We start from the raw sequence: 23,042 nt of genomic DNA on the forward strand, positions 1-23,042 counted from the left end.
CTGGGCAATCACCCAAATTTGGGTAAACACCCAGAATCGAGTGATCGCCCATGTTCCTTTCTGTCCTGCAGTCCTTGTCAGAGGCAGCGCCCAAACCGGTCTGGTATGCGGTTGGGGCGCTGCTTATCCTTTTGCTGATCCTGCTCAGGTATGCCGTGCTCAGCTCTGCCGGATATTCGCTTGGGCTGGCTCTGGGACGATGGGCGCCCTGGCGGCGGTTGCAGCCCCGACCCTTCTCTTCGGCGCAAATCTCGCGGGAGATACGCGACTCGGTTGTCACCGTCATCGTGTTCACCGGCATTGTCGGGCTGATCATCCTGATGAAACAGGCGGGCCTTACCGCCATCTACGACGACCCGTTGCACTATGGCGCGGTCTGGCTTGTCCTTCAGATCCCGGTCGCGCTGCTGATCCACGACTGGTATTTCTACTGGATGCATCGGCTGGTGCACCGGCCGCCGTTCTTCGAGCCGATCCACCGGACGCACCATCTGTCCACGAACCCGAGCGCCTTTGCCGCCTTTGCCTTTCATCCGTTCGAAGCCATTCTGGAAATCGCCGTCTTCGTTCCGCTGGTCATGGTGATGCCGATGTATTCGGTCTGTCTGCTCGCAGCCTCGTTGGTGTCGCTGTCCTATAACGTTTACGGGCACCTGGGGTACGAGATCATGCCGCGCTGGCTGGCGGCGACCTGGCTGGGCCGGCTGCTCAACAAATCGGCCTATCACAACCAGCATCACAGGACGTTCCGATACAACTTCGGTCTCTACACCGTCATCTGGGACCGCCTGCACGGGACGCTGCATCCCGAGGCGGAACAGCTTTATGATCGCGCGACGCGGCGCCCCGATGGCTAAGGCCGGGCTGTCACCGGCGACGGTTGCCGCCTTCGGGTCGAAGACGCGCGGCAAGATCCTGCGCGCGAGCCTGGCGCTGTTCGACGAGCAGGGTTTCGATTTTGTCACCACGGCCCAGATCGCCACGACGGCCGATGTCCTTGAGGGCACGCTCTGGTATCACTTCAAGACCAAGAAGGACTTGGTGCTGGCCCATCTGGATACGATGGAGCAACGGCTGGAAGAGCATTTCGGGCAACCGTTTCCGGAGGCGCCGGCGCAGGCGGTCGAGACCTTTCTCGCGCTGTTCGGGATCCTGTGGGAGTTCCGATATCTGCTGCGCGATCCGCTGTTCGCGCTGGAGCCGCGCGAGGCGATCCTCGAGCGGTTGCGGGACAGCTACGTCAGGATCGAAGGGCTGGTCGAAGAGCGGTTGCGCGCGGCAGAGGCCGCGGGGCTGCTGGATCTGCGGGAGGCCGGCGTTCGCGAAATCGCGGCCAACTGTGTGATCATCGGGCGGTTTCACATGGACTATGCGCGCATGCGGCATAGGGAGTCGGCGGACACGGAGCTTCACACCGGAGCGCGGGCTATTGCATCTCTCCTCAGGCCCTATATGACCGAAGGTGTCGCGGGCGTCTTGCGGACGCGCGACCCTGCCGCGACGCTGGATCGGTCAGAGGGTCAATAGACCTCGGCCTGCTGGCGGGCGATGCAGATCTGCCACGGCCCCATGTGCAGCAGGCCGTCGTGGCTGACGCTGACGGCGCCCAGCTCCTGACCGATGGTTTCCCAGGTGCCGGACGGCAGGTTGTGTGCCGAGGGCGTGTCGGAGAGGTTGAACGCGCAATACAGCGTCTCTTCGGGTGAAACCGTCCGGAAATGCAGGACATCGCCGTAGACGTAGACACCGTCGAGCATCCCGGTGCGCAGGGCCGGATGGGTCGCGCGGAAGGCCAGCGCCCTGCGGTAATGGTGCAGCATCGCGCCGGGTTCGCTTTCCTGGACATCGACCGCATGGCGCAGGTGGTGCGGGCTGATCGGCAGCCAGGGATCGCCGGTGGTGAAGCCACCGTTGCGCTCGGTTCCGGTCCAGACCATCGGGGTGCGGCAGCCGTCGCGCCCTTTGTATTCCGGCCAGAATTCGCGGCCGTAGGGGTCGCGGATATCCTCGAAGGCCAGGTCGGCCTCTTCCAGACCCAGTTCCTCGCCCTGATAGAAGCAGGCCGACCCTGGCAGGCACAGCAGCAGCGTCGCACAGAGCCGCTGGGCGGCTGGGGACAGGTTCCACCGAGTCGCATGGCGCATCACGTCATGGTTGGAGAAGGCCCAGGCCACCCATCCGCCCTTGGTCAGGTGGTCCGCCTTGTAGAGCACCTCGGCCACGCGGGCGGCGCTGAGCGGTTCCTGCGCGAGGAAGTCGAAGGCGTAGCACATGTGCAGAAGCTCGGCACCCTCGGTATAGGTGCCGATCAGTTCGAGGCCCCGTTCGGCATCGCCGATCTCTCCCAGGGTGGTCGTCCCGGGATATTCGTCGAGAAGCGCTCGAAGGCGTTTCAGGAACTCCAGGTTCTCGGGCTGGTTCTTGGAATGGATGTGCGACTGGTAGTTGTACGGATTGACGGAGGGCGCCAGGATGGCGTTGCGCTGGTCTTTCGGCAGCGGCGGGTTGTCGCGCAGGTCCTTGTCGTTGAAGTAGAAGTTGACGGTGTCCAGCCGGAATCCGTGAACGCCACGGTCGAGCCAGAAGCGGACAACACCCAGCAGCGCGCTTTGCACCGCTTCGCTGTGCAAATTCAGATCGGGCTGCGACGTCAGGAAGTTGTGCAGGAAATACTGCTCGCGCCGTGAGTCCCACTGCCAGGCCGATCCGCCGAAGAACGACAGCCAGTTGTTCGGCGGGGTGCCGTCTTCTTTCGGATCGGCCCAGACGTACCAGTCGGCATAGGGCCCTTCCCGCGAGGCGCGGCTGGCCGTGAACCAGGCGTGCTGGTCCGAGGTATGCGACAGCACGAGGTCGATCATCACCTTGAGGCCGTGGTCGTTGGCCGCCGCCACCAGTGCGTCGAAATCGGCAAGCGTGCCGAACATTGGATCGACATCGCAGAAATCGCTGATGTCATAGCCGAAGTCCTTCATGGGCGAAGTGTAGAAGGGCGACACCCAGATCGCATCCACGCCCAGACTGGCCAGATAGGGCATACGGTCCACGATGCCCCGCAGATCGCCGATGCCGTCGGCGTTGCTGTCCTGAAAGCTGCGGGGATAGATCTGATAGATGACACATCCGCGCCACCAGTCCCGGTCGATTTCCGTCCGATCGGTTGTCATGATCGCATAGCCTCGCGCCCAGGCGGCGCTTCGAGTTCACCATCTTGCCCGGGGCCGCCAGGCCGGCGCACGGGCCTCCGAAACGGCCGGTCCCAGCGATCCCTGATCCCGGGATCGCGGTCCGGCACGTGGTCGAAAAACGACACAGCCATAACCACTTGTCAATTCGTCCTTGCCGGCGGCGGGACGATCCCGCGCCGCAGATCAAACAAGCCATCTAGCGCTTGGGCTTTTACAATCAAAGGCTTGCCTGTATCGGCCTATCCCATTCCTTGCGAAACGGCAGCGCGCTGAAGAAAAATACCGGGCAGGCAAGGTTTGCGCAGGATTTGTGCGCCACACCGCGAAAAAGGGTCAAGATGTCGCTTTTGTGCCATTCGACTGTTGCAGCGAGACCCGCAAGCTTTAGATACAGCCCATCAACACCTCTATGTGAAAGGACGACACGCCGCCCTGGCGCCGTTGCCCGATGGATAAGAATCCGAAAGGGAACATGAACGAAGAGCTGCAATCACACCGCCTTCCCACCCTGCCCTATACGCGCTTTGCGGTCATTGGCGCGGGGGCTTGGGGAACCGCGCTGGCCAGTGTCGCCGCGCAGGCGGGACATCAGGTTCGCCTGCTCGCCCGCGACCCCGAAGTCGCCGAGGCCATCAATCGGACCTCGCGCAATCCGCGCTATCTCGACGATGTTCCGCTGCCCGCAGGCTTGCAGGCCACGACCGACGCGGCCGAAGCGCTGGTGGGCGCCGATGTGGTGCTTTTCGTCGTGCCCTCGGTGGCCACCCGCGCCATGGCGCGACAGGTACGGCCGCTGATCCCTGCCGGCACGCCCGTCGCGGTCTGCACGAAGGGCATCGAACCGAGCAGCGGGATGCTGATGTCGCAGGTTGTCGCCGACGAACTGCGCGACGCCCGCGTCGGGGCGATATCGGGACCGACCTTTGCCCGCGAAACGGCGCTTGGCCACTATACCGCCGCGACGGTTGCCTTCGACTTCACCCATGCCGACCGGCTTGCCCCGCACGACAGTCCGGCCGCCCGCCTTGCCCTGTCGATGAGCACCGGGTTCTTCAAGACCTACATTTCCGACGATCTGGTCGGTGTGGAGATTGGCGGCGCGGTGAAGAACGTGGTCGCCATCGCCTGCGGCATGATGACGGGCGCCGGGTTTGCCGAAAACACCCGGGCCGCGCTGATCACGCGCGGCATGGACGAGATGAAGCAGCTTGCCGAGGCCCTGGGCGGGCGCCGCGAAACGGTGACCGGACTGGCCGGCGCTGGCGATCTGACCCTGACCTGTTCCAGCCGCACCTCGCGCAACATGTCGCTGGGCGTGCAGCTCGGCCAGGGCATTCCGCGCGAGAAGTGCTTTGACGGCAAACCCGTTGTGGTCGAGGGCGAGGTCAATGCCGTCTCGATCGTCGATCTGGCGCGGCGGCTCAATGTTTCGATCCCGATCTGCGAGACTGTGTACAGCATCCTGCATGAAGGCGCCGACATAGGGCAGGCATTCGGCGATCTCTGGACGCGGCCGATCCAGGGTGAGCCGCGCGCACTCGACATCCGGCTGTCGAACCCGGCGCAGGCGCGGCAACTGGTCATGGACGGACGCGGCACATGACGTTTGACGCAGAGGCAACGGACAGCCGGGCATTCACGCTGGCGACGGATCTGGACGGCACCTTTCTGGGGGGATCCGACGAGGACAGGGCACGTCTGTACAGCTGGATCGAAGACAACCGCGACAGCGTGCGACTGATCTTTGTAACCGGTCGCGATCCCGAGTTCATCGGCTCGGTCTGCGCCGAAGGCAGACTGCCCTGGCCGGAATATATCATCGGCGATGTCGGCACGACCATCGCCCGGGTGTCTCCCGAGCGGACCATCGCGCCTATCGAGGTGCTGGAAGACGAGATCGTCACGCGCTGGAACGACAGTGGCGCGCGGGTGCGGCAGGGTCTGGAGAACGTCGCGGGGCTGACGGTGCAAGAGACGCCGTTCCGCTATCGCGTCAGCTATCACTACGACCCGGACCGGTTCGATCCGGTGGCGCATGATATCGTGGCCGACCTCGGGCTGGATCTGCTGATTTCCGACAACCGCTTTCTCGATGTTCTGCCGCCGGGCGTCAGCAAGGGGCCGTCGCTGCTGCGGCTGCTCGGCCATCTCGGGATCGCGCCGGCGCGCACACTGGCGGCGGGGGACACGCTGAACGACCTGTCCATGCTGGTGGCGGGCACGCGCGCGGTGGCGGTTGGCGGATCGGAACAGCCCCTGCTCGACGCTCTGCCCGCGACGCCCGATATTCTGCGCGCGCGGGCCATCGGCGCGGCCGGCATCGCCGAGGCGATCGCGCATTTCAACCTGCACCCCAGAAGCGAGGAGATCCTGTCCGATGCCGTCTGATCTGGTCATCGTCTACCACCGGCAACCCTATGAAGAGGTCGAGGTCGATGGCAAGGTCACGCTGCGCGAGAACCGCAGCCCGAACGGAATCGTACCGACGCTCAAGAGCTTTTTCTCGACCGCGGAAAAGGCCTCGTGGATCGCCTGGAAGCTGGCCGAGGATCCGGCCAATCCCGAGTTCGAGAGGGTCATCGAGGTTTCCGATGCCTATGGCACCTACAACGTGTCGCGACTGCCGCTGACCTTCGAACAGGTGTCGAGCTTTTACCACGTTTCGTCGAAAGAGGCGTTCTGGCCGATCCTTCACAGCTTCAAGGAAAAGTTCAATTACGACCCGGTGGACTGGCCGACCTTTCGCGAAGTCAACTGGGCCTTTGCCGAGGCGGCGGCGCGCGAGGCGGCGCAGGGGGCGCGGGTCTGGATTCACGACTACAACCTGTGGCTGGTGCCGGGGTATCTGCGCAAGCTGCGCTCGGACGTGAAGATTTCCTTCTTTCACCACACGCCCTTCCCCGGGGCCGACATGTTCAACGTCCTGCCATGGCGGCGCGAAATCATCGCCAGCCTGCTGGAATGCGATATCATCGGCTTTCACATTCCCCGTTACGCGGCCAATTTCGTTTCGGTCGCGCGCAGCCTTTTCGATGTCGAAACGGTCGAGCGGGCCGCGCTGGGGCCTGAACGGATATCGGACGGCACCGCGCTCAGCGAGCGCAGCGCTCCGACCATGCTGTCCTATGAGGGACGGAAGATCGCGATCAGCGCTGCCGCTGTCGGGGTGAATTTCGACTTCATCGCCGGGCGCGCCTCGGATCCCGAGGTGCAGGCCGATGCCCAGCGGATCCGCGAATCGCAGGCCGGGCGCAAGCTGCTGCTGTCGGTGGGGCGCACCGATTATACCAAGGGCGGCGTGGAGCAGCTGGAAAGCTTTGAACGGGTGCTGACCGACAACCCGGACCTGCGCGGCAAGGTCAAGCTGATGCATGTCTCGGTCAGCGCCGACCGCAGCATGTCGGCCTATGCCCCGATCCAGACCGGCATCGAGGAAACCGCAGGCCGCATCAACGGCCGGTTCGGAACGCTGGAATGGCAGCCCATCGCTCTGATCTCGCGCGCCATCCCCTTCGACGATCTGATCAAATACTATCTTGCCGCCGATATCGCCTGGATCACCCCGCTGGTCGACGGGATGAACCTTGTCTGCAAGGAGTTCGTTTCGGCGCGGGTGGATGGCGACGGCGTGCTGGTCCTGTCGGAATTCGCCGGCGCGGCGGTCGAACTGCACTCAGCCGTGGTCACCAATCCATTCTCTCACCGGTCGATGGATTCGGCGATTCTGTCGGCGATCAACATGCCCGAGGAAGAGCGGCGTAACCGGATGAAGAACCTGCGCTCTGTCGTCAGTCAGTTCACGGTTGCCCATTGGGGCGCCGAACAGCAGCGGCAGTTCGATGAGGTGGACAGGCGCAAGAACGAGCTTGCCAAGGCGGGCTGACGGGCGCTGTCGCGCGCGGGTGACACCGCCCTGGCTCTGTGCTCAGACCTCGTCCTCGATGGGGTTCGACAGGGTGCCGATCCCGGTGATCTCGATCTCGACGCGGTCGCCGGGCTTCATGAACACCTTCGGTTCGCGGAACAGACCCACGCCCGAGGGGGTGCCGGTGGCGATCACGTCGCCGGGCTTCAGTTCGCAGACGGTCGAGCAATAGGCGATCAGTTCCGGGATGCCGAAGGCCAGATCCGAGATCGGGGTCGATTGCATTTCCTGCCCGTTCAGCCGGGTCACCATATGCTGCGCCTCCGGTTCGGGCATCTCGTCGGCGGTCACGATCCAGGGGCCCATCGAGCCTGACTTCTCGAAACTCTTGCCGGCCCAGAACTGGCTGGTGTGGCGCTGCCAGTCGCGCACCGATCCGTCGTTGAAGCAGGTATAGCCGGCGATGACGCTTTTTGCCTTGGCGGCGGGAACGTGGCGGCAGGTCTTGCCGATCACCACGGCCAGCTCGCCCTCGAAGTCGAACCAGTCGGACACCTTGGGGCGGATCATCGCGGCCTGATGCCCGACGATGGAGCCGGGAAAGCGGATGAAGATGGCCGGGTGCTTTGGCGCGTCGCGGCCGGTTTCGCGGATGTGCGTCATGTAGTTCAGGCCGATGCAGATGATCTTGTCGGGATTGGGCACCGGCGGGAGGAAGGTCACGTCGGCGGCCGCGAGGGTCTCGCCCTTAGCCTCTGCGGCGAGGTCGCCGCCGGTGGCGAGAAACGCCTGCAGGTCCCTTGCCTTGCCGCGCAGCGCGGCACCCGCGTCGCGGAGGGTGTCACCCTGGGCAAGGCCATAGGACTCGGTTCCGTCCGGAAGGACGTAGGACAGGATTCGCATTCAGATCTCCGTTGTTGAATTCTGGGAGCGCCGGATCCCCGGGTCACTCGCGCCGGATGACGCTGTCGAGCCAGGCGCAGTTGCTGACCGGATCCGGCGCGCGCAGCCCGCGCCGCGCCGCGTCCATCCGCATCTCGCGCATCCGCACCCGGGCCGGATCGCCCTCGGGCATGTGCAGGCGCTCGTGGCCCCAGTAGGAGGGGCCGTCGAAAGTTTCGTGCGGCTCCCAGGTCTCGGGGTCGATGACCCGCGCGCCCCAGCCGTATTCGACAAAGAACCCCGAGGGCGAATTGGCGTAGAACGAGGTCATGTGATCGTTGGAATGCCGCCCGAGCGTATAGGCCACGCGGCCCGCCTCGCTTTGCGCGAGGTCATATCCCTGACCCACGTCGTCCAGCGACAGCAGTTCGACCATGAAGTGGTGCATTCCACGCCGGCCGCTGCCAACCATGGCGAAGGAGTGGTGGCGCCCGTTGAGATGGAAGAAATACAGCTTGATCGGCGAGAGGCCGTAGTCGGTCACGCTGAAGCCCAGCAGGTCGCGGTAGAAGGGCAGGAGAACGTCCACGTCGGTCGCGTGCAGCACCGCGTGCCCCATTCCCAGCGCCCCTGTCTTGAAGCCCGAGATCGCCCGGCCCGGGGTGAAGGGATCGCTGGCCACCTCCGGCCCGCAGAAGACCTCGAGCCGGTTGCCCGCGGGATCGCTGAAGGAGATCAGACGCGCCACGTGCCGTTCGTCGGCCAGGGATCCGCTTTCGAGCGTCACGGCCACGCCCGCGTTTTCCAGCCGCGCGGCCAGCGCCTCCAGCGCCGCCGGGCTTTCGGCCTCCCAGCCCATGAAGCCCAGCCCGTCGCCCGTGTCGCCGCTGACAATCAGCCGCTGCTTGCGGTCGTCCATCCGGAAGGCGCGGACATCGCCGCCGCGGTCGACCTGCTGCATCCCGAGGAGACCGGTCGCGAAGCCGCTCCAGTCCTCGGTCCTTGTGCTGCGGATGCCGATGTAGCCCAGCGATGTCAGGGTCATGCTCTCTCTCCCGGTGGGGCCCCGGGGGCCGAAGCCCCCGGAGATGTTCAGTGCGCGGCGGCGGCGGCGTCCAGCCGTTCGCGGAAGGCGTCATAGATCGCCTGCCCGTTCTCGGTGGTGGCGATCCAGTCATCGACGGCCACCTGGGTGGCGTCCTTCCACCGCTGCGTCAGCGCCGCGTCGGGCTTGACAATGGTCGCGCCGGTCGCCGCCTCGCGGTCGCCCGCCGCATCGTGGTGCGCGTCGAAGCTCTTGCCGAAGCGTTCCGAGAAGGCGGCGCCGGAGAACTTGTCGATGGCGGCCTTCGCCTCGTCCGGCAGGCTGTCGTATTTCGCCTTGTTCATCAGCACGAGCATCGGCGTCGCTCCCAGAGGCGCTGTCATATAATAGTCCGTCACCTCGCCGATGCGGAAGGTTTCGACGGCGGCCCACTGGGTCATCGTGCCTTCCACCAGCCCGCGCCGGATGGCGTCGGCGATGGTCGGGCCGGTGATGCCGCCCACCGGCACCGCGCCGAGGGCCTCCACCGCCTTGAGCATCACCGGGCCGGGGCCGCGGAAGTTGATGCCCTTCATGTCCTCGGGTTCGACAATCGGAATGCGCGAGACGATGAAGTTTGGCGCCGAGACCAGCACCCCGATCAGCTTGAACTTGTCATAGTCGCCGGTGAAATAGCCGTCTTCGACCATCTTCCACATCGCCTCGGACCCGACGGTGGCGTTCGGCACCATGAAGGGCAGTTCGGCGACCGTTCCCTGCGTGAACCGCCCCGGCGAATAGCCCGGGATGATCCAGGCAAAATCGGCCACGCCGTCCTCGACCAGCTTGAGCTGCTGCGCGGGTGAACGGCCCAGCGTGCCGCCGGCGAACATCTGGATGTCGATGGTGCCGTTCGAGGCGGCCGAGACCTCTTCGGCCCAGGGGGTCAGGATGTTCTTGGTGATATGCGCGACGGGCGGCTCGAAACTTGAAAAGCGCAGCGTTTCGGCCCCGGCGGTCCCGGCGGCGAGCGCCAGCGCCGCCGCGGTGATGGTTCTGATGATGGACATGGTTCCTCCCCTTCGTCCGTCGTGGTCACGTTACGCTATCGCCTGCCCCGGCCCGGAACCGCTGCGGATCGGGATGTGTCCGTTCTGCGGACTCAGTGCATCACCGAGGGCAGCCAGAGGGTGAGTTCCGGCCACAGCGTCAGGATTGCCAGGCGGATCAGGTCGGCGATCAGGAAGGGCACGATCCCCCGGTAGATCGTGGTCAGCCTGGTGGCGCTTTGCATCGCGTTCAGCACCATGACGTTGATGCCGATGGGCGGCGTGATCATCCCGATGCCGATGACGACGACGTTGATGATCCCCCACCAGACCAGATCGTAGCCAAGGTGCTGGATCACCGGGATCACGAAGGGGAGCGTGATGACCATTGCCGCGATCTCGTCGAAGAAAGCGCCGAGGAAGATGTAAAGCAGCAGCAGCAGGAAGATCACACCCAGCGGCGGGATGGCGAGGCCGCTGATGCCGTCCACGAGGAAGGCCGCGGCCCCCGAGACGGCGACGAAATACGAGAAGATCGTCGCGCCGAAGACCATGATATAGACCATCGCGGTCGAGGCACTCGATTCCGCGAGGACGCCCAGGAAGGATGTCCATCCGAGCCGCCGCCGGATCAGCGCGAAGACGAAGGCGATGACGACGCCGACCGCCGCCGCCTCGTTCACGGTGAAGATGCCGGAATAGATCCCGCCCAGCACGGTGACCGCCAGCAGGATCACGCCCCAGCCCTGGCGGATCGCCTGCCAGCGCTCGGGCCAGGACATCTTTTCGCCCGCCGGACCGACCTCGGGACGCAGCGCCACGGTAACCCGGACGGCGATGTAGTAGAACAGCACGGCCAGGATCGCGGGCACGATCGCGGCCGAGAACAGGGAGATCACCGATTGTTCGGTCAGCACCGAATAGAGGATCATGATGCCCGAGGGCGGCACGATGATTCCCAGCGTGCCGCCGGCCGCGATGGAGCCCGTCGCCAGCGCCGGGCCGTATTTGCGCCCCAGCATCTCGGGCAGCGCTACCCGCCCGAAGGTTGCCGTGGTCGCCACGCCCGAGCCGCAGACCGCGCCGAACCCGGCACAGGCCAGGACGGTCGTGGTGGCCAGCCCGCCCTTGCGGTGCCCCACCAGCGCGCCAGCGAGGTTGTAGATGTCCCCGGCCAGCCCGCCCGCCGCGGCGAGGCTTCCCATCAGCATGAACAGCGGGATCACCGCCAGATCGAGGTTCGCCATGGCCGCGGCGGGCTCGCTCGCCATCAGCGACAGCGCCGGGGCCCAGCCGACGAGGATGCCAAAGCCGGTGACGCCGACCAGGGCCATGGCGATGCCGATGGGCACATGCACGGCGATGAGGCCCAGCATGACGACAAAGCCGATGAGGGCGAGCAGAAGCGGGTCCATGTCGGGGCCTTTCTTGAACGTTCAGACCGCGGGCGGCGCGTCGCCCGGAACACCCCGGCCGCCGGTGACCAGCGCCCTAACGTCCTCGACCAGCACCATCACCTGCACCAGCGTGGCGAGGCAGAGCAGCGCGGCGGCGCAGGCCCACCATGGCCAGACCGGCCAGGCCAGAACCCAGGTCTGCTCGCCCGTCTCCTTCAGTCCGGCGGCATAGGGCACGAACTGCCAGGCCATCAGCCCGACGAAGATCAGCGTGAGCAGGCTGGCCAGAACCTCGAAACAGCGCTCTGCCCGGACGCCGAGAAAGGCGCCCAGCACGTTGACCGTGATGTTCTGCTTGAAGGCGAGGTTCGCCGGAATGCAGGCCGCGACGACGACCGCCATCACCACGGCGCTTACATCGTTGACGCCGTGCAGCGGCGCGGCGAAGAGCCAGCGCAGGAGCACGTCGAGGGTCGTCATAATCGCCAGCACGAGCAGCCCTGCCAGACCGATCAGCGCAAGTCCCCGGGCGCCGCTGCGCACCTGCCGTTCCAGACCGTTCATGCGTTCCTCCCTCTCCCTTGTCTGACAGGGTGAAGGATTTCGTGCCAGGAGACAGGGTTGGCTGCGATCTGTTCACCTGATGGACATTCATCGCGACATGGCTGACCATCCCGGCGATAGCCGTTCACCTGACGGACAGTGAAAGGAGTGCCCGATGTCCACCTTTGCCCGCGTCCGCGCACTGCAGCGGGGGCTGGAGATCCTCCAGGCCCTCAATGCCCACAACGGGCTGAAGGCCAATGTGGTCGCCAGGATCACCGGAATGCCGCGGCCCACGGCCTACCGTCTGCTCGAAACTCTGGAAGAGCTGGGCTTTGTCACCCGCTCGCCTTCGGACGATACGTGGCGGCCGACCCTGCAGACGAAATCGCTGAGTTCCGGGTTTCGGGATGAGGATTGGGTGGCCCAGACCGCGGTTCCGCACATGATGAAGCTTGGCCGGCGGGTGCTCTGGCCCATCGACCTTGCGACCTTCCACGACTACCGGATGGTGGTGCGGGAATCGACGCATAACATCAGCCCGTTTTCCATCGACATCGGGGTGGTCGGGCGCGACATGCCCGTGACCCTGACGTCGGGCGGGCGCGCCTGGCTTGCCTTCTGTCCCGACGCCGAGCGTGAACAGATCCTTGCCGGGCTTGCGGTGCGGGGCGAGACCGGCGGTGGGATGATGGAGGACCGCGCCTCGCTCGACTATGTGATCGAGCGCTGCCGGAGTCTGGGTGTCGGCTATCGCAGCGGCGGGTTCAACGACCACACGATGAGCCTGTCGGCGCCGGTCATGCAGGGTGACAGGGTCATCGCGTCGCTTACCCTGATCTGGATCGCCTCGGCCATGGGGTTTGAAGAGGCGCTTACTCGCTATCGGGCCGCGCTGATCGAAACCGCCTCGGTCATTGCCTCGGAACGCTCGGCCGCGGCGGAAAACAGCGCCTCGTAACGCTGCAGGCCTTCGGCGAGGGCTTCCGGCCAGAAGGCGGCGGCGCAGTAGCGGTCGGGGCGGATCAGAAGAACCTGGCCCCGATGCGTCCGCAGGGGGCGCGCAGCGGCTTCCTCGGCCAGGACATGTCCGCCCCCGGTCCGGCCGGCAAGGGGCACGAGGCTGAGCGGCAATCCCAGAAAGCTGTCCCGCCCGATGGCCTTGGCGGCCTGAAACCCCGCCTCGCCCTGCGCGATCAGGGCAAAGCCCGGCCCCAGCAGGTCGTCCAGCTTGCCCGCGCCCTCCGCGAGATCGGGCTGGGGGATCATCTCTCCGACCAGATCGGACTCGAATTCCGCGTGCCCGAGGCCGAGGAACAGGCCGTCGGCATAGCGCGGGCGCGGCTTGAAGCGCATCTGGATCAGATAGTCCTTCACTGCCGGAAAGGGGTCGAGCGCCTGCATCAGCAGGTCGCGGAAGGCCACCTGCGAGGCGCCGGCGGGCATCACGATGTCACCCATCGCGACGGCAAGCTGGATCATGTCCCAGGCCGGTTTGCGCCGCTCGGTCTCGTAGCTGTCGAGTATCGCCGGATCGGCCCCGGCCAGATGCGCCGCGATCTTCCAGGCGACGTTATGCGCATCGCGCAGCCCCGCGTTCATCCCCTGCCCCGCGAAGGGCGGGGTCAGGTGGGCGGCGTCGCCCAGCAGCAGGATCCGTCCCTCGCGGAAGCGCTCGGCGATACGGGCGTGGAAGGTATAGACCGTCTTGCGCAGTATCATCGCCTCGTCGTAGGGCCGGAACGGTTGCAGGAGGTCGGCCAGGAAAGCGGGTTCCAGCACCGCCGCGCGCGTCTCGCCGGGCAGCAGCATGAATTCGTAGCGCCGCCCGCCGTTGGGGGCGGGGATCGAGACATGTGGCCGCGAGCTGGAACAGAAGAAGCGCGAAAACGGCGCGCTGTCCGGGTCGTCCTTGGTATCCAGAACGATCCAGTCCTGCGCATAGGTCTCGCCGCTCATCGGGATGCCAAGCCGTTCGCGGATCGGCGAGCGGCCGCCGTCGCAGGCCGCGACCCACTGGGCCCGGATCACATGCGGCTGCCCGTCCGGCCCCGTGACATGCACCTCGGCGCCTGACGGACCCTGCCGCACGTCCGTTACATCCGACCCAAAGCGCAGGACGTCCGGCGCGCGCGTCACCAGCGCATCGCGCAGCGCGGTTTCGAATTGGGGCTGATAGATGAAGTTGCGCTTGGGAAAGCCGTAGGTGCGCGGGCCACGCCCGGTTTCGGCGAAACAGTGCCCGGCGTCATTGTAATAGCGCGACCCCTCGCCGGGCAGCGTTCCGGCGACATAGCTGCGGTCCAGCCCGAAGACCTGCAAGGTCCGCGCGCCTTCGTCGTCGAGCACGATGGCGCGTGGCAGGTTCATCGGCCCCGGCTCGCGCTCGAGCACGAGGCAGTCGACGCCCATCGTCACCAGCAGGTTCGCCAGCGTCAGACCGCAGGGTCCGGCGCCCACGATGACAACGGGCATCTCGGCGGGGTAGGTCTGCATGCGGCGGTCCTTCCGGTCTGGGGTCGCGTGATGGGATAGCGTTACACCGGCCCCGCCCCCAAGGGTCCACGGTTACGGCCTTGCTGTCCACTCTGCGGACTGAGGCCGGGGCCACCGGGGACGGCGCGCTGTGCCAATGCTAGGACATCTCCACCGGGAAGAGGAGGATGCCCATGAGCGCCGCGGACATGATCGAGGTCGGGCAGCTGATGCAACGCTGGGGACTGGCGCGCGATCAGGGCCGCTGGGATGTGCTCGAGGCGTGCTATACCCCGGAGGGCGAGATGCATGTGACCTGGTATTCCGGCAGCGCGCGGGGATTTGTCGAGGCCAGCCGCAGGACCTTCAAGCAGGAGGGTCCGCGGACCAAGCACCTGATCGGCACACCGGTGATCGAGCTGAACGGAGACCGCGCCCTGGCCGAGACCACAATCCAGATCCTGGGCCGCGCGGTGATCTCGGGCGTCGCGGTCGACAATCTGTCCTATGCGCGTTTCATCGACCGGCTGGTCCGCCATGACGGCGCGTGGCGCATCGCCCGGCGGGTGGCGGTCTACGAGAAGGACCGTTTCGATCCGGTGATCCCCGGCCCCGATTTCGACCGGTTGATGGCCGAGACCGATTTCTCGGCGGTGCCCGAGGCCTATCGGTTCATCGGTCACCGCCTGCTCGACATGGGCAAGGCGCTCGTGCCCGGGATCCTGACCGATGGCAGCCCCGCCGCAGAGGCCTATCGCGCCGAAAGCGAGGCCTGGCTGGCGACGGACTGACCCCGGGACCATGCCATCCAACCTCGATATGCGTGCAAAATCGCTATACAGCCGGGCCTGCTCTTCCTAAACAGGCCCGGAGCGCAGCAGTCAGAAAAGGCGGTATTCTTGGACAAGACTCTTTCCTCGCCCGCAGAGGCCGTTGCCGGGATCGAAAGCGGCGCCACGGTGATGATCGGCGGTTTCGGCGGATCCGGCGCACCGATCGAGCTGATTCACGCGCTGATCGCGCGCTTTCGCGAGACCGGCGCGCCGGGCGACCTTACGATCGTCAACAACAATGCAGGCAACGGCAGCATCGGCATCGCCGCGATGATCAAGGCGGGCATGGTGCGCAAGATGATCTGTTCCTTCCCGCGCTCGTCCAACGCCGAGGCCTTCAACGAGAAATACCTCGCGGGGGACATCGAGCTTGAGCTGGTCCCGCAGGGCACCCTCGCCGAGCGCATCCGCGCCGGCGGTGCCGGCATCCCGGCCTTTTATACCCCGGCCTCGGTCGGCACCGAACTGGCCGAGGGCAAGCCGGTCGAGACCTTCGAGGGCCGGCAATACGTCCGCGAACGCTGGCTGAAGGCCGATGTCGCGCTGATCAAGGGGCAGACCGGGGACCGGATGGGCAATCTGACCTACCGGCTGGCGGGGCGGAACTTCAACCCGCTGATGGCGATGGCCGCCAGGCGCACCATCGCGCAGGTCAGCCAAATCGTCGAACCGGGCGGGATCGACCCCGAAACGGTGGTCACCCCCGGGATCTTCGTGGACAGCCTTGTCGAGGTGTCCGACCCACAACAGGAAGAAGTGCTCGTGCGCTCGGGAGCGGTAGCCTGATGTCCCTGACCAAACTGTCCAACGCCCAGATCGCCTGGCGCGCCGCCCAGGATATCGAGGATGGCGCCTATGTGAACCTCGGGATCGGCTTTCCCGAGATGATCGCCAAGTTCCAGCCAGAGGGACGGGAGGTGATCTATCACACCGAGAACGGGATTCTTGGATTCGGTCCCGAACCGGCCCCCGGCGCGGAAGACTGGGATCTGATCAACGCCGGCAAGAAGGCGGTCACCCTCAACCCCGGTGCGGCCTTCTTTCACCATGCCGACAGCTTTGCCATGGTGCGCGGCGGGCATCTCGATCTGGCCGTCCTCGGCGCCTTCCAGGTGGCGCAGAACGGCGATCTGGCCAACTGGCGCGCGGGGTCCAAGGGTGTTCCGGCCGTGGGTGGCGCGATGGACCTTGTGCATGGCGCCAAGCGTGTCGCAGTGGTGACCGACCACGTCACCAAGGACGGCAAGCCGAAGCTCGTGGAGCGCTGCAGCTTTCCGCTGACCGGGCTGGGCTGCGTGACGCGCGTCTATACCTCGCTGGCCGTCGTCGACATCGGCGAGGACCGGTTCATCCTGCGCGAGAAGCTGCCCGGCATGTCCTTTGACGAATTGCAGGCCGTCACCGGCGCCCCGCTGACGGTCGATCGCACACTCGCCGACCTGATCGTGCCGGATCTGGACTGACGACCGGCCTCAGGCTCTGCCGCCAAGCGCGGCGACCACCGCTGCCGTGATCTCGACGGTGGAGTTCCGGCCGGGACGCGTGCCGATGCCCTGCCGGGTCGCCCCCTCGATGGCCGAGAGCACATCGGCAGCGGCCCCGGTCTCGCCGAGGTGGTCCAGCATCTGGGCGCCCGACCAGATTGCCGCAATCGGATTGGCGATATTCTTGCCCGCGATATCCGGGGCCGATCCGTGCACCGGTTCGAACATCGACGGCGCGCTGCGGTCGGGGCAGATATTGGCAGAAGCGGCAAAGCCGAGGCCGCCCTGTATCGCCGCCCCGAGATCGGTCAGGATGTCGCCGAACAGGTTCGATGCGACCACCACGTCGAGATCCTGCGGGTTCATGACCATCTTGGCTGCCATCGCGTCGATATGCATATGGCTGACCGTCACATCCGGATAGTCGGCGGCCAGTTCGCGTGTGATCTCGTCCCAGAACACCATCGAATATTTCTGAGCGTTCGACTTGGTGACCGACGTGAGATGCCGCCGCCGCGCCCGGGCCTGCTCGAAGCCAAAGCGCAGGATGCGTTCCACCCCCTCCCGCGTGAAGATCGACGTTTCCACCGCCACTTCATTGTCGCGGCCCTGATGCACCCGCCCGCCCGCGCCGGAGTATTCACCTTCGGTGTTCTCGCGGATGCACAGGATGTCAAAGCCTTCCGCCTTAAGCGGTCCCTCCACCCCGGCCAGCAAACGATGCGGGCGGATATTGGCATATTGGTTGAAGGCCTTGCGGATCGGCAGCAACAGCCCGTGCAACGACACGGCGTCGGGCACCGTCGCAGGCCAGCCCACCGCCCCCAGGAAGATGGCATCGAAAGGCCGCAGGGTTTCGATGCCATCCTCGGGCATCATCGCGCCGGTCTTGAGGTAATGGTCGCAGGACCAGGGAAAGCGTTGCGTTTCAAGGGCGAAGCGATGCCGGCCGGCGGCCGCATTCATGACCACCATGGCCGCGTCGATGACGTCGATGCCGATGCCGTCTCCGGGGATCAGGGCGATTTGATATGTGTTCATGTCAGCTTCCTTTGTCATGACGGATCGATCGGTAGCGATCTGGTTCAGAATTTCGAGACCTTGCCCCACTGGGACGTCCCGAACCGGGCCAGACGGTATTGCGCCGTCTCGGCGATGGGGGTCCGTCCAAGTACCAGGTCGGCCACCAGATGGCCCACGCCCGGCCCGATGCCGAACCCGTGTCCGGACAGGCCGGAGGCCAGGGTCAGACCGGGAATGCCGATGTCGTTGTCAATTACCGGCACGCCGTCGGGGGTGCTGTCGATGTAGCCCGCCCAGCTTGCCTGAAGGGGTATGGCCTGAAGGTCGGGGAACATGCGGCGCGCGCGGGCCAGCGTGTCGTTCACGATGGCCTGCGAGGGTCGCGGGTCGAGAATCCGCACGCGCTCCATCGGCGTCTCGCGATCCAGGTCCCAGGTCGCCATGGTCTCGAAGCCTGATTTCCAGGCCTGCACGCCGCCGGGGACCAGCGACCGCCAGCGTCTGGCGAACATCGGCAGGAAATGCCGGCCGTTGCGGATCATGCGCGGCGTCGGGTCGACACAGCCCTTCCCCGAGATCGCCAGCGTATAGCCGCCATCGCCCCGGCGGGTCGCGGTCACGGTTGCGGTATGCAGGGCCGGCGGCAGCCCCTTGGCGCCCGGCGCCACAGACAGGATCGAACTGCGTATCGAGGCCTGCGGAAAGAAGATACCCGACTGGTGCAGGAAACTCCCCGACCAGGCGCCGCCCGCCATCACGACCTGCGGCGTCCGGATGACCCCGCGTTCGGTGACCACGGCCGAGACCGCCCCCGCCTGGGTTTCGATCCCGCGCGCGGCGCATCTCTGGATGACCACGCCGCCATGCCGCTCCACGCCCTGCGCGATCAGCGGCGCCGCGCTGGCGGGGTCGGCGATGCCATCGGTCGGCGACCAGACGCCGCCGGCCCAGGCTTTCCCCGTGACAGCGCCCCGTTCCGTGGCTTCGGCCGCGCTCAGCATACGGGTGTCCACACCCTCGCCCCGAGCGAACCGGCCCCAGGCCGCCCAACCCTCGATCTCGGCGGGGTTGTCGGAGAGATAGAGCAGCCCGCAGCGGCGAAAGCCGAGGCCGGGGCCAATGTCCTGCATCATCTCGTCCCAGAGCGCCAGGCTGCGGGTCGAGAGCGGCAGTTCGCGCGCGTCGCGGTTCTGTTGGCGGCACCAGCCCCAGTTCCGGCTGGACTGCTCGGCCCCGACAAGGCCCTTTTCCAGCAGGGCGACCTTCAGGCCGGATCGCGCGAGCCAATAGGCCGTGCAGACGCCGACGATTCCGGCGCCGATCACCACGCAGTCGGCGGTATCGGGAAGGTCCTCGGTCGTGGTTATTTTCTTCAGCGGCGCTGGCATCGTGGTCTCCGCAGGTGCGCAATCGGGCGCATTGGTGGCCGGGTGGTCCCGGAAATCGCGGCACTGAATCAGGCGCCGCGACCCGCGCTCAATACCCTCGGCCCGGATCGACGCGCCCCGGCAATGGGCGGTTCTCGCGCGTTGCCCGGATCACCGAGAGTGCATGAAGCGCCCCGGTCCGGTGATCCGTTTCCGCCGCCACATGTGGGGTGATGATCACGCGCGGATCGCGCCAGGCCCAGTGATCGGCCGGCAATGGTTCGGGGTTGGTCACGTCCAGCATCGCGGAGCGCAGCGCGCCCCGGTCCAGCGCGGCGCGCATCGCGTCCATGTCCAGCTGCGCCCCGCGCCCGGCATGAACCAGCGCCGCGCCCGCGGGCAGTCTGGCGAAGAGGTCGGCGTTCAGGATACCGCGCGTCTGGTCGGTCAGTGGCAGCAGACAGACGAGAATGTCGCTCTGCGCCAGGAAGTCATCGGTCCCCGAGGCGTCGAACACCGGAACGCCCGCCGCCGCACGGCCCGAACGCGACCAGCCGCTGACCCTGAACCCCAGCGCGCCGAGGGTTTCCGCCGCCAGCGTGCCGATCCGGCCCATCCCCATGATCCCCACGCGCGCGGTTCGGGCATGGACGGTCTCCTGCGCCTTCCACAGACCCTGCTCGGCCTGCGCCAGATAGTCCTTCATCCGGCGGTGCAGCATCAGCGTGGCCATCACCACCCAGTCGCGCACCATCTCCTCGATCCCAGGATCGAGCGTGCGCACCAGTTCCACGCCCTGGGGCATGGGCGGCATCTGGTCCACCCCCGCGCCGGCGCTGATCACGACGCGCAGGTTGGGGTAGCGGCGCAAATCCTTCGGTGGCATCCAGCACAAGAGATGGGTGATCGCTGCGGGATCGGTTACCGCCTCTTCGCCGATGACAAGCGCTTCGCCCGCCTCGGCGAAGACCTCGGCCCAGACGGCCGCGCGTTCGGGTTTGGACAAGAACAGCAGGGCCATCAGCGCACCACACCGCGCAGTTCCGGATCGTCGAGCGTGAGATCCAGAACCCGGCGGGTTCGGGCCACGATCTCGTCGATCTCTGCCTCGGTACAGCAGAGCGGCGGCGCATAGCCGAAAATGCCCTGGGCGAAGGACCGGATCACCAGCCCCTGCTCCCACGCGCGGTCGAAGAGCCGCGTGGCGGGCTGCATGTCGGCCGGCAGCGGCGTTTTTTTCGCCTTGTCGGTGACGAGTTCCAACGCCGCCAGCATCCCGCGCCCGCGCACATCGCCGACCAGCGGATGATCGCGCAATGTCTCGAGCCCGGCCATCAGCCGTTTCCCGGCGCGGATGCCGTTTTCGAATATGCCGCCCTCGTAGAGCGCCAGCACCTCCAACGCCACGGCGGCCGAGACCGGATGCGCCGAATAGGTAAACCCGTGGCCGATTGCCCGGGCGCCGGCCCCTTCGGCGATGACCTGGTAGACGTGATCCGACATCAGCACCGCCCCCATCGGCACATAGCCCGAGGTCAACCCCTTGGCGCAGGTCAGCAGGTCGGGCACGATGCCTTCATCGGCGCAGGCAAAGATCGGCCCGGTGCGGCCAAATCCGGTGATGACCTCGTCGGCGATGAAGAGGATGCCCAGCTCGGCACAGAGATCGCGCATGGCCTTGAGCCAGCCGGGTGGCGGAACCAGCACGCCGCCTGACCCCTGAATCGGCTCGACATAGAAGGCCGCCACACGGTCGGCGCCGATCTCGTCCACCTTGGCGCGCAGCTCGGCCACCGAAGCGGCGATGACCGCCTGCGGGTCGTCGCCCAGCGGATTGCGGTAGAGGTAATGCGACGAGATCTTGTGCTGCCAGGCGTAGGGGACGCCGAATCCGTCATGAAAGCCCGGCAGCGCGGTCAGGCCCGCTCCCATCGTGGTTGACCCGTGATAGCCCTGCTCCACCGAGATGAACTGGTCGCGGTCGGCCTGCCCCCGGGCGTGCCAGTAATACCGGACGAACCGGATCGTACTGTCCACCGCATCGGAGCCGCCCAGGGTGAAATAGACGTGGTTCAGATCGCCCGGAGCCCGCTCGGCCAGCGCGGCGGCCAGACGGATCGGCGGCTCGGATCCCAGATCGAAATAGCCCGTGGCATAGGGCAGCCGGCGCATCTGTTCGGCCGCCGCCTCGACGATGCTTTCGTGACCGTATCCGGCGTTCACGCACCACAGGCCCGCGAAGCCGTCCAGCAGCTCGCGCCCGGTGTCGTCGGTCAGGGTCGCACCCTTGGCCGACCTCAGAACGCGGACGCCGCGCGCCTCGTGGCCCCGGAATGACGAGACCGGGTGAATGAGGTGCTGGCGATCCAGCTCGTGCAGAGAGTTGGTCAACATGATCTGTCCCATTCGAATTAACCAAGTGCCTGCGACACAAGCCCGAAGGTCTTGAAGTCCGAGGGCGCGCGGTCTTTCGCGCCTCGATTCATGGCGGTGCTGACGCCCGCAAGCGCCAGTCCCAGCCGCGTTGCAGTCTCGCCGAGCCCTGCGTCGCCCGGCAGGTCGACGCGCATATGCTGCCCGGCGCAGCGGTGTGCGGCCTCGGCCATCAGCGCCGCTGCATGGGCCGCGTCCCGCGCGACAACCGGCCCAAGCACCCGCCCCTGCCCGAAATCGCGCAGCAAGGCGAACCCGCCGTCGTCGCTGCGCAGCACTTCGCCGCGCGCGGCGATCGTCGCCAGCAAACCGGCCCGCGACATCCCCGAAGCCTGCTGATCCAGCGCCGCCAGCGCGGGCACATCCTGCGCGTCGCCGGTCCGTATCGGCAACTCGGGCCGCGCATCCTGCGCGGTGCCCTGGTGTTTGCGCACCTCTCCGCAAGGCAGGAACCCCAGTTTTTCATACAAAGGCCGTCCGTCTTCGGTGGCGACCAGCCGCAATTCGCGCGCCCCGCCAAGGGGAATGACCCGGTCCATCAGCGCCCGACCCAACCCGCGCCCGCGCATTCGAGCGTCGACGATGATCATGTTGATCATTGCCACGTCGCCGAGGAGCGAGCACAGCGCTGTCCCCACCACATCGTCACCGAGCAGCGCCACGACCCCTTCGGAGACCGACCGCGTGAGCTGCCAGTCGTCGGCGCGATGGGGCCACCCGGCCTGGGCGGACAGGCGCAGCGCGCCGTGCAGGTGAGCGTCCTCGAAGGGGACGATCCGGATATCGTCGTCGGGCTGCGTGGCCGGGCGGGGACGTGGGGCAGTCATGCGAGTTCCGTTCCGTTTGGCCCGAGCTGAGATCCTTGCGGGCGGCAGTTTCATTCTGATGCGGGCGGGCCACTTCTCGCCTTGCCGAGGCGCGGCGCCTTCAGGCGTCAGGCGGCGACACGAAGACGTAGATCTTGCGCAGCGTCTCGAGCGTCTTCCACTGGCCGGTAAATCCCGGTTTCATCAGAAAGCTGTCGCCCGCGCCAAAGGTATATGTGGCGCCGCCGTCTTCGGTGATCTCGGCGCGGCCCGAGAGGATGTGGCAGAATTCGAAGGCTTCGCCCTTTATCGACTTTGTCGTTCCGGGCGTGGCTTCCCAAATGCCCGAGTCGACCCGGGACCCGCCGGCCAGTACCTCGTCCAAAGCCCAGGTGCGAAAGGTGGGCGCGCCTTCGATCAGGCGGTCCGGGTCCGCCACATCTTCGCGCGGCGCGAATGCGGGGGCGGTGTCGAGCGGGACGATAAGGGCCATGGTGCGTGCTTTCTCTTGTAGCGCCGAAGAGGCGCGTCATGCATTCCTGCAGACTGCACCAGTTTGCCCGGCGATGCAGACCAAAGACTCCGCCCCGGCGGCAGGTCATGCCGGATCGCGCGCGATAATCGCAATTTAATGCTCGCGTTCGGGAAAACGCGGCAAGCCCTTCGGCGCGAA

22 protein-coding genes are annotated in these 23,042 nt (G+C 66.2%); 9 read left to right on the plus strand and 13 right to left on the minus strand.

Annotated features, from left to right (window positions below; all coding sequences use genetic code 11):
- Nucleotides 1–50 precede the first annotated feature (50 nt).
- The gene (locus ACFO5X_RS20480) at nucleotides 51–857 is read left to right on the plus strand and encodes a sterol desaturase family protein (protein WP_380720595.1); all 807 of its coding nucleotides are present in this window, start codon (nucleotides 51–53) and stop codon (nucleotides 855–857) included.
- Nucleotides 826–1,527: a TetR/AcrR family transcriptional regulator gene (locus ACFO5X_RS20485; protein ID WP_380720597.1), complete on the plus strand. Its 702-nt coding sequence runs from the start codon at nucleotides 826–828 to the stop codon at nucleotides 1,525–1,527. Before ACFO5X_RS20480 ends, ACFO5X_RS20485 begins: the two co-directional genes overlap by 32 nt.
- On the opposite strand, the gene ACFO5X_RS20490 is transcribed toward ACFO5X_RS20485, so the two are convergent.
- The gene (locus tag ACFO5X_RS20490) at nucleotides 1,521–3,167 is read right to left on the minus strand and encodes an alpha-amylase family glycosyl hydrolase (protein WP_380720600.1); all 1,647 of its coding nucleotides are present in this window, start codon (nucleotides 3,165–3,167) and stop codon (nucleotides 1,521–1,523) included. The two genes, ACFO5X_RS20485 and ACFO5X_RS20490, sit on opposite strands and share 7 nt — an antisense overlap.
- Before the next feature lie 493 nt (nucleotides 3,168–3,660).
- Between ACFO5X_RS20490 and ACFO5X_RS20495 the strand changes: the two genes are divergently transcribed.
- Genes ACFO5X_RS20495 through ggpS form a run of 3 tightly spaced genes read left to right on the plus strand, consistent with a single transcriptional unit; the run spans nucleotide 3,661 to nucleotide 7,071 of the window.
- Nucleotides 3,661–4,791 carry an NAD(P)H-dependent glycerol-3-phosphate dehydrogenase gene (locus tag ACFO5X_RS20495; protein WP_380720604.1) on the plus strand — a complete coding sequence of 377 codons (1,131 nt, stop codon included), beginning with the start codon at nucleotides 3,661–3,663 and terminating at the stop codon, nucleotides 4,789–4,791.
- Nucleotides 4,788–5,576: an HAD-IIB family hydrolase gene (locus ACFO5X_RS20500; RefSeq protein WP_380720607.1), complete on the plus strand. Its 789-nt coding sequence runs from the start codon at nucleotides 4,788–4,790 to the stop codon at nucleotides 5,574–5,576. Before ACFO5X_RS20495 ends, ACFO5X_RS20500 begins: the two co-directional genes overlap by 4 nt.
- Nucleotides 5,566–7,071, plus strand: a complete 1,506-nt coding sequence (ggpS, locus tag ACFO5X_RS20505) for a glucosylglycerol-phosphate synthase (protein ID WP_380720610.1) — start codon at nucleotides 5,566–5,568, stop codon at nucleotides 7,069–7,071. Before ACFO5X_RS20500 ends, ggpS begins: the two co-directional genes overlap by 11 nt.
- A 42-nt stretch (nucleotides 7,072–7,113) precedes the next feature.
- Here the strand turns inward: ggpS and ACFO5X_RS20510 are convergent, their stop codons facing one another.
- The 5 genes from ACFO5X_RS20510 to ACFO5X_RS20530 all read right to left on the minus strand — a co-directional run bounded on the left by ACFO5X_RS20510 (nucleotide 7,114) and on the right by ACFO5X_RS20530 (nucleotide 11,969).
- Nucleotides 7,114–7,956 (minus strand): fumarylacetoacetate hydrolase family protein, encoded by an 843-nt coding sequence (locus ACFO5X_RS20510; RefSeq protein WP_380720613.1) that lies wholly within the window; start codon nucleotides 7,954–7,956, stop codon nucleotides 7,114–7,116.
- A gap of 43 nt (nucleotides 7,957–7,999) precedes the next feature.
- Complete coding sequence (locus tag ACFO5X_RS20515) at nucleotides 8,000–8,980, minus strand: VOC family protein (protein WP_380720616.1); 981 nt, start codon at nucleotides 8,978–8,980, stop codon at nucleotides 8,000–8,002.
- Nucleotides 8,981–9,027: 47 nt separating this feature from the next.
- The gene (locus tag ACFO5X_RS20520) at nucleotides 9,028–10,029 is read right to left on the minus strand and encodes a TRAP transporter substrate-binding protein (RefSeq protein WP_380720617.1); all 1,002 of its coding nucleotides are present in this window, start codon (nucleotides 10,027–10,029) and stop codon (nucleotides 9,028–9,030) included.
- Between the two features lie 92 nt (nucleotides 10,030–10,121).
- Nucleotides 10,122–11,423 carry a TRAP transporter large permease gene (locus tag ACFO5X_RS20525; RefSeq protein WP_380720619.1) on the minus strand — a complete coding sequence of 434 codons (1,302 nt, stop codon included), beginning with the start codon at nucleotides 11,421–11,423 and terminating at the stop codon, nucleotides 10,122–10,124.
- Between the two features lie 21 nt (nucleotides 11,424–11,444).
- Complete coding sequence (locus ACFO5X_RS20530; protein WP_380720621.1) at nucleotides 11,445–11,969, minus strand: TRAP transporter small permease; 525 nt, start codon at nucleotides 11,967–11,969, stop codon at nucleotides 11,445–11,447.
- A 154-nt stretch (nucleotides 11,970–12,123) separates the two neighbouring features.
- Between ACFO5X_RS20530 and ACFO5X_RS20535 the strand changes: the two genes are divergently transcribed.
- Entirely contained in the window at nucleotides 12,124–12,909 is a 786-nt protein-coding gene (locus tag ACFO5X_RS20535) for a helix-turn-helix domain-containing protein (protein WP_380720624.1), read from the plus strand.
- On the opposite strand, the gene mhpA is transcribed toward ACFO5X_RS20535, so the two are convergent.
- The gene (gene mhpA / locus ACFO5X_RS20540) at nucleotides 12,831–14,444 is read right to left on the minus strand and encodes a bifunctional 3-(3-hydroxy-phenyl)propionate/3-hydroxycinnamic acid hydroxylase MhpA (protein ID WP_380720627.1); all 1,614 of its coding nucleotides are present in this window, start codon (nucleotides 14,442–14,444) and stop codon (nucleotides 12,831–12,833) included. The genes ACFO5X_RS20535 and mhpA overlap by 79 nt on opposite strands.
- Nucleotides 14,445–14,617: 173 nt before the next feature.
- Here mhpA and ACFO5X_RS20545 point away from each other — a divergent pair, with 173 nt between their 5' ends.
- The 3 genes from ACFO5X_RS20545 to ACFO5X_RS20555 all read left to right on the plus strand — a co-directional run bounded on the left by ACFO5X_RS20545 (nucleotide 14,618) and on the right by ACFO5X_RS20555 (nucleotide 16,719).
- A complete protein-coding gene (locus ACFO5X_RS20545; protein WP_380720629.1) occupies nucleotides 14,618–15,214 on the plus strand; it encodes a nuclear transport factor 2 family protein in 597 nt (198 codons plus the stop codon).
- A 108-nt stretch (nucleotides 15,215–15,322) separates the two neighbouring features.
- The gene (locus tag ACFO5X_RS20550) at nucleotides 15,323–16,042 is read left to right on the plus strand and encodes a 3-oxoacid CoA-transferase subunit A (protein WP_380720632.1); all 720 of its coding nucleotides are present in this window, start codon (nucleotides 15,323–15,325) and stop codon (nucleotides 16,040–16,042) included.
- Nucleotides 16,042–16,719 carry a CoA transferase subunit B gene (locus ACFO5X_RS20555; RefSeq protein WP_380720634.1) on the plus strand — a complete coding sequence of 226 codons (678 nt, stop codon included), beginning with the start codon at nucleotides 16,042–16,044 and terminating at the stop codon, nucleotides 16,717–16,719. Before ACFO5X_RS20550 ends, ACFO5X_RS20555 begins: the two co-directional genes overlap by 1 nt.
- Before the next feature lie 9 nt (nucleotides 16,720–16,728).
- On the opposite strand, the gene ACFO5X_RS20560 is transcribed toward ACFO5X_RS20555, so the two are convergent.
- The 6 genes from ACFO5X_RS20560 to ACFO5X_RS20585 form a co-directional block, all read right to left on the minus strand.
- On the minus strand, nucleotides 16,729–17,781 hold the full coding sequence (locus ACFO5X_RS20560; RefSeq protein ID WP_380720637.1) for a tartrate dehydrogenase: 1,053 nt from the start codon (nucleotides 17,779–17,781) through the stop codon (nucleotides 16,729–16,731).
- A gap of 44 nt (nucleotides 17,782–17,825) precedes the next feature.
- Nucleotides 17,826–19,151: an NAD(P)/FAD-dependent oxidoreductase gene (locus ACFO5X_RS20565; RefSeq protein ID WP_380720640.1), complete on the minus strand. Its 1,326-nt coding sequence runs from the start codon at nucleotides 19,149–19,151 to the stop codon at nucleotides 17,826–17,828.
- An 88-nt stretch (nucleotides 19,152–19,239) separates the two neighbouring features.
- A complete protein-coding gene (locus ACFO5X_RS20570) occupies nucleotides 19,240–20,151 on the minus strand; it encodes a 2-hydroxyacid dehydrogenase (protein ID WP_380720643.1) in 912 nt (303 codons plus the stop codon).
- A complete protein-coding gene (locus tag ACFO5X_RS20575) occupies nucleotides 20,151–21,524 on the minus strand; it encodes an aspartate aminotransferase family protein (RefSeq protein WP_380720646.1) in 1,374 nt (457 codons plus the stop codon). Before ACFO5X_RS20575 ends, ACFO5X_RS20570 begins: the two co-directional genes overlap by 1 nt.
- A 17-nt stretch (nucleotides 21,525–21,541) precedes the next feature.
- Nucleotides 21,542–22,390, minus strand: a complete 849-nt coding sequence (locus ACFO5X_RS20580) for a GNAT family N-acetyltransferase (RefSeq protein WP_380720649.1) — start codon at nucleotides 22,388–22,390, stop codon at nucleotides 21,542–21,544.
- Between the two features lie 100 nt (nucleotides 22,391–22,490).
- Nucleotides 22,491–22,862, minus strand: coding sequence for a cupin domain-containing protein (locus ACFO5X_RS20585; protein ID WP_380720652.1), 372 nt, complete (start codon nucleotides 22,860–22,862; stop codon nucleotides 22,491–22,493).
- Nucleotides 22,863–23,042: the final 180 nt, after the last annotated feature.

This window comes from Seohaeicola nanhaiensis (assembly GCF_042654245.1).
GTDB lineage: Bacteria > Pseudomonadota > Alphaproteobacteria > Rhodobacterales > Rhodobacteraceae > Seohaeicola_A > Seohaeicola_A nanhaiensis.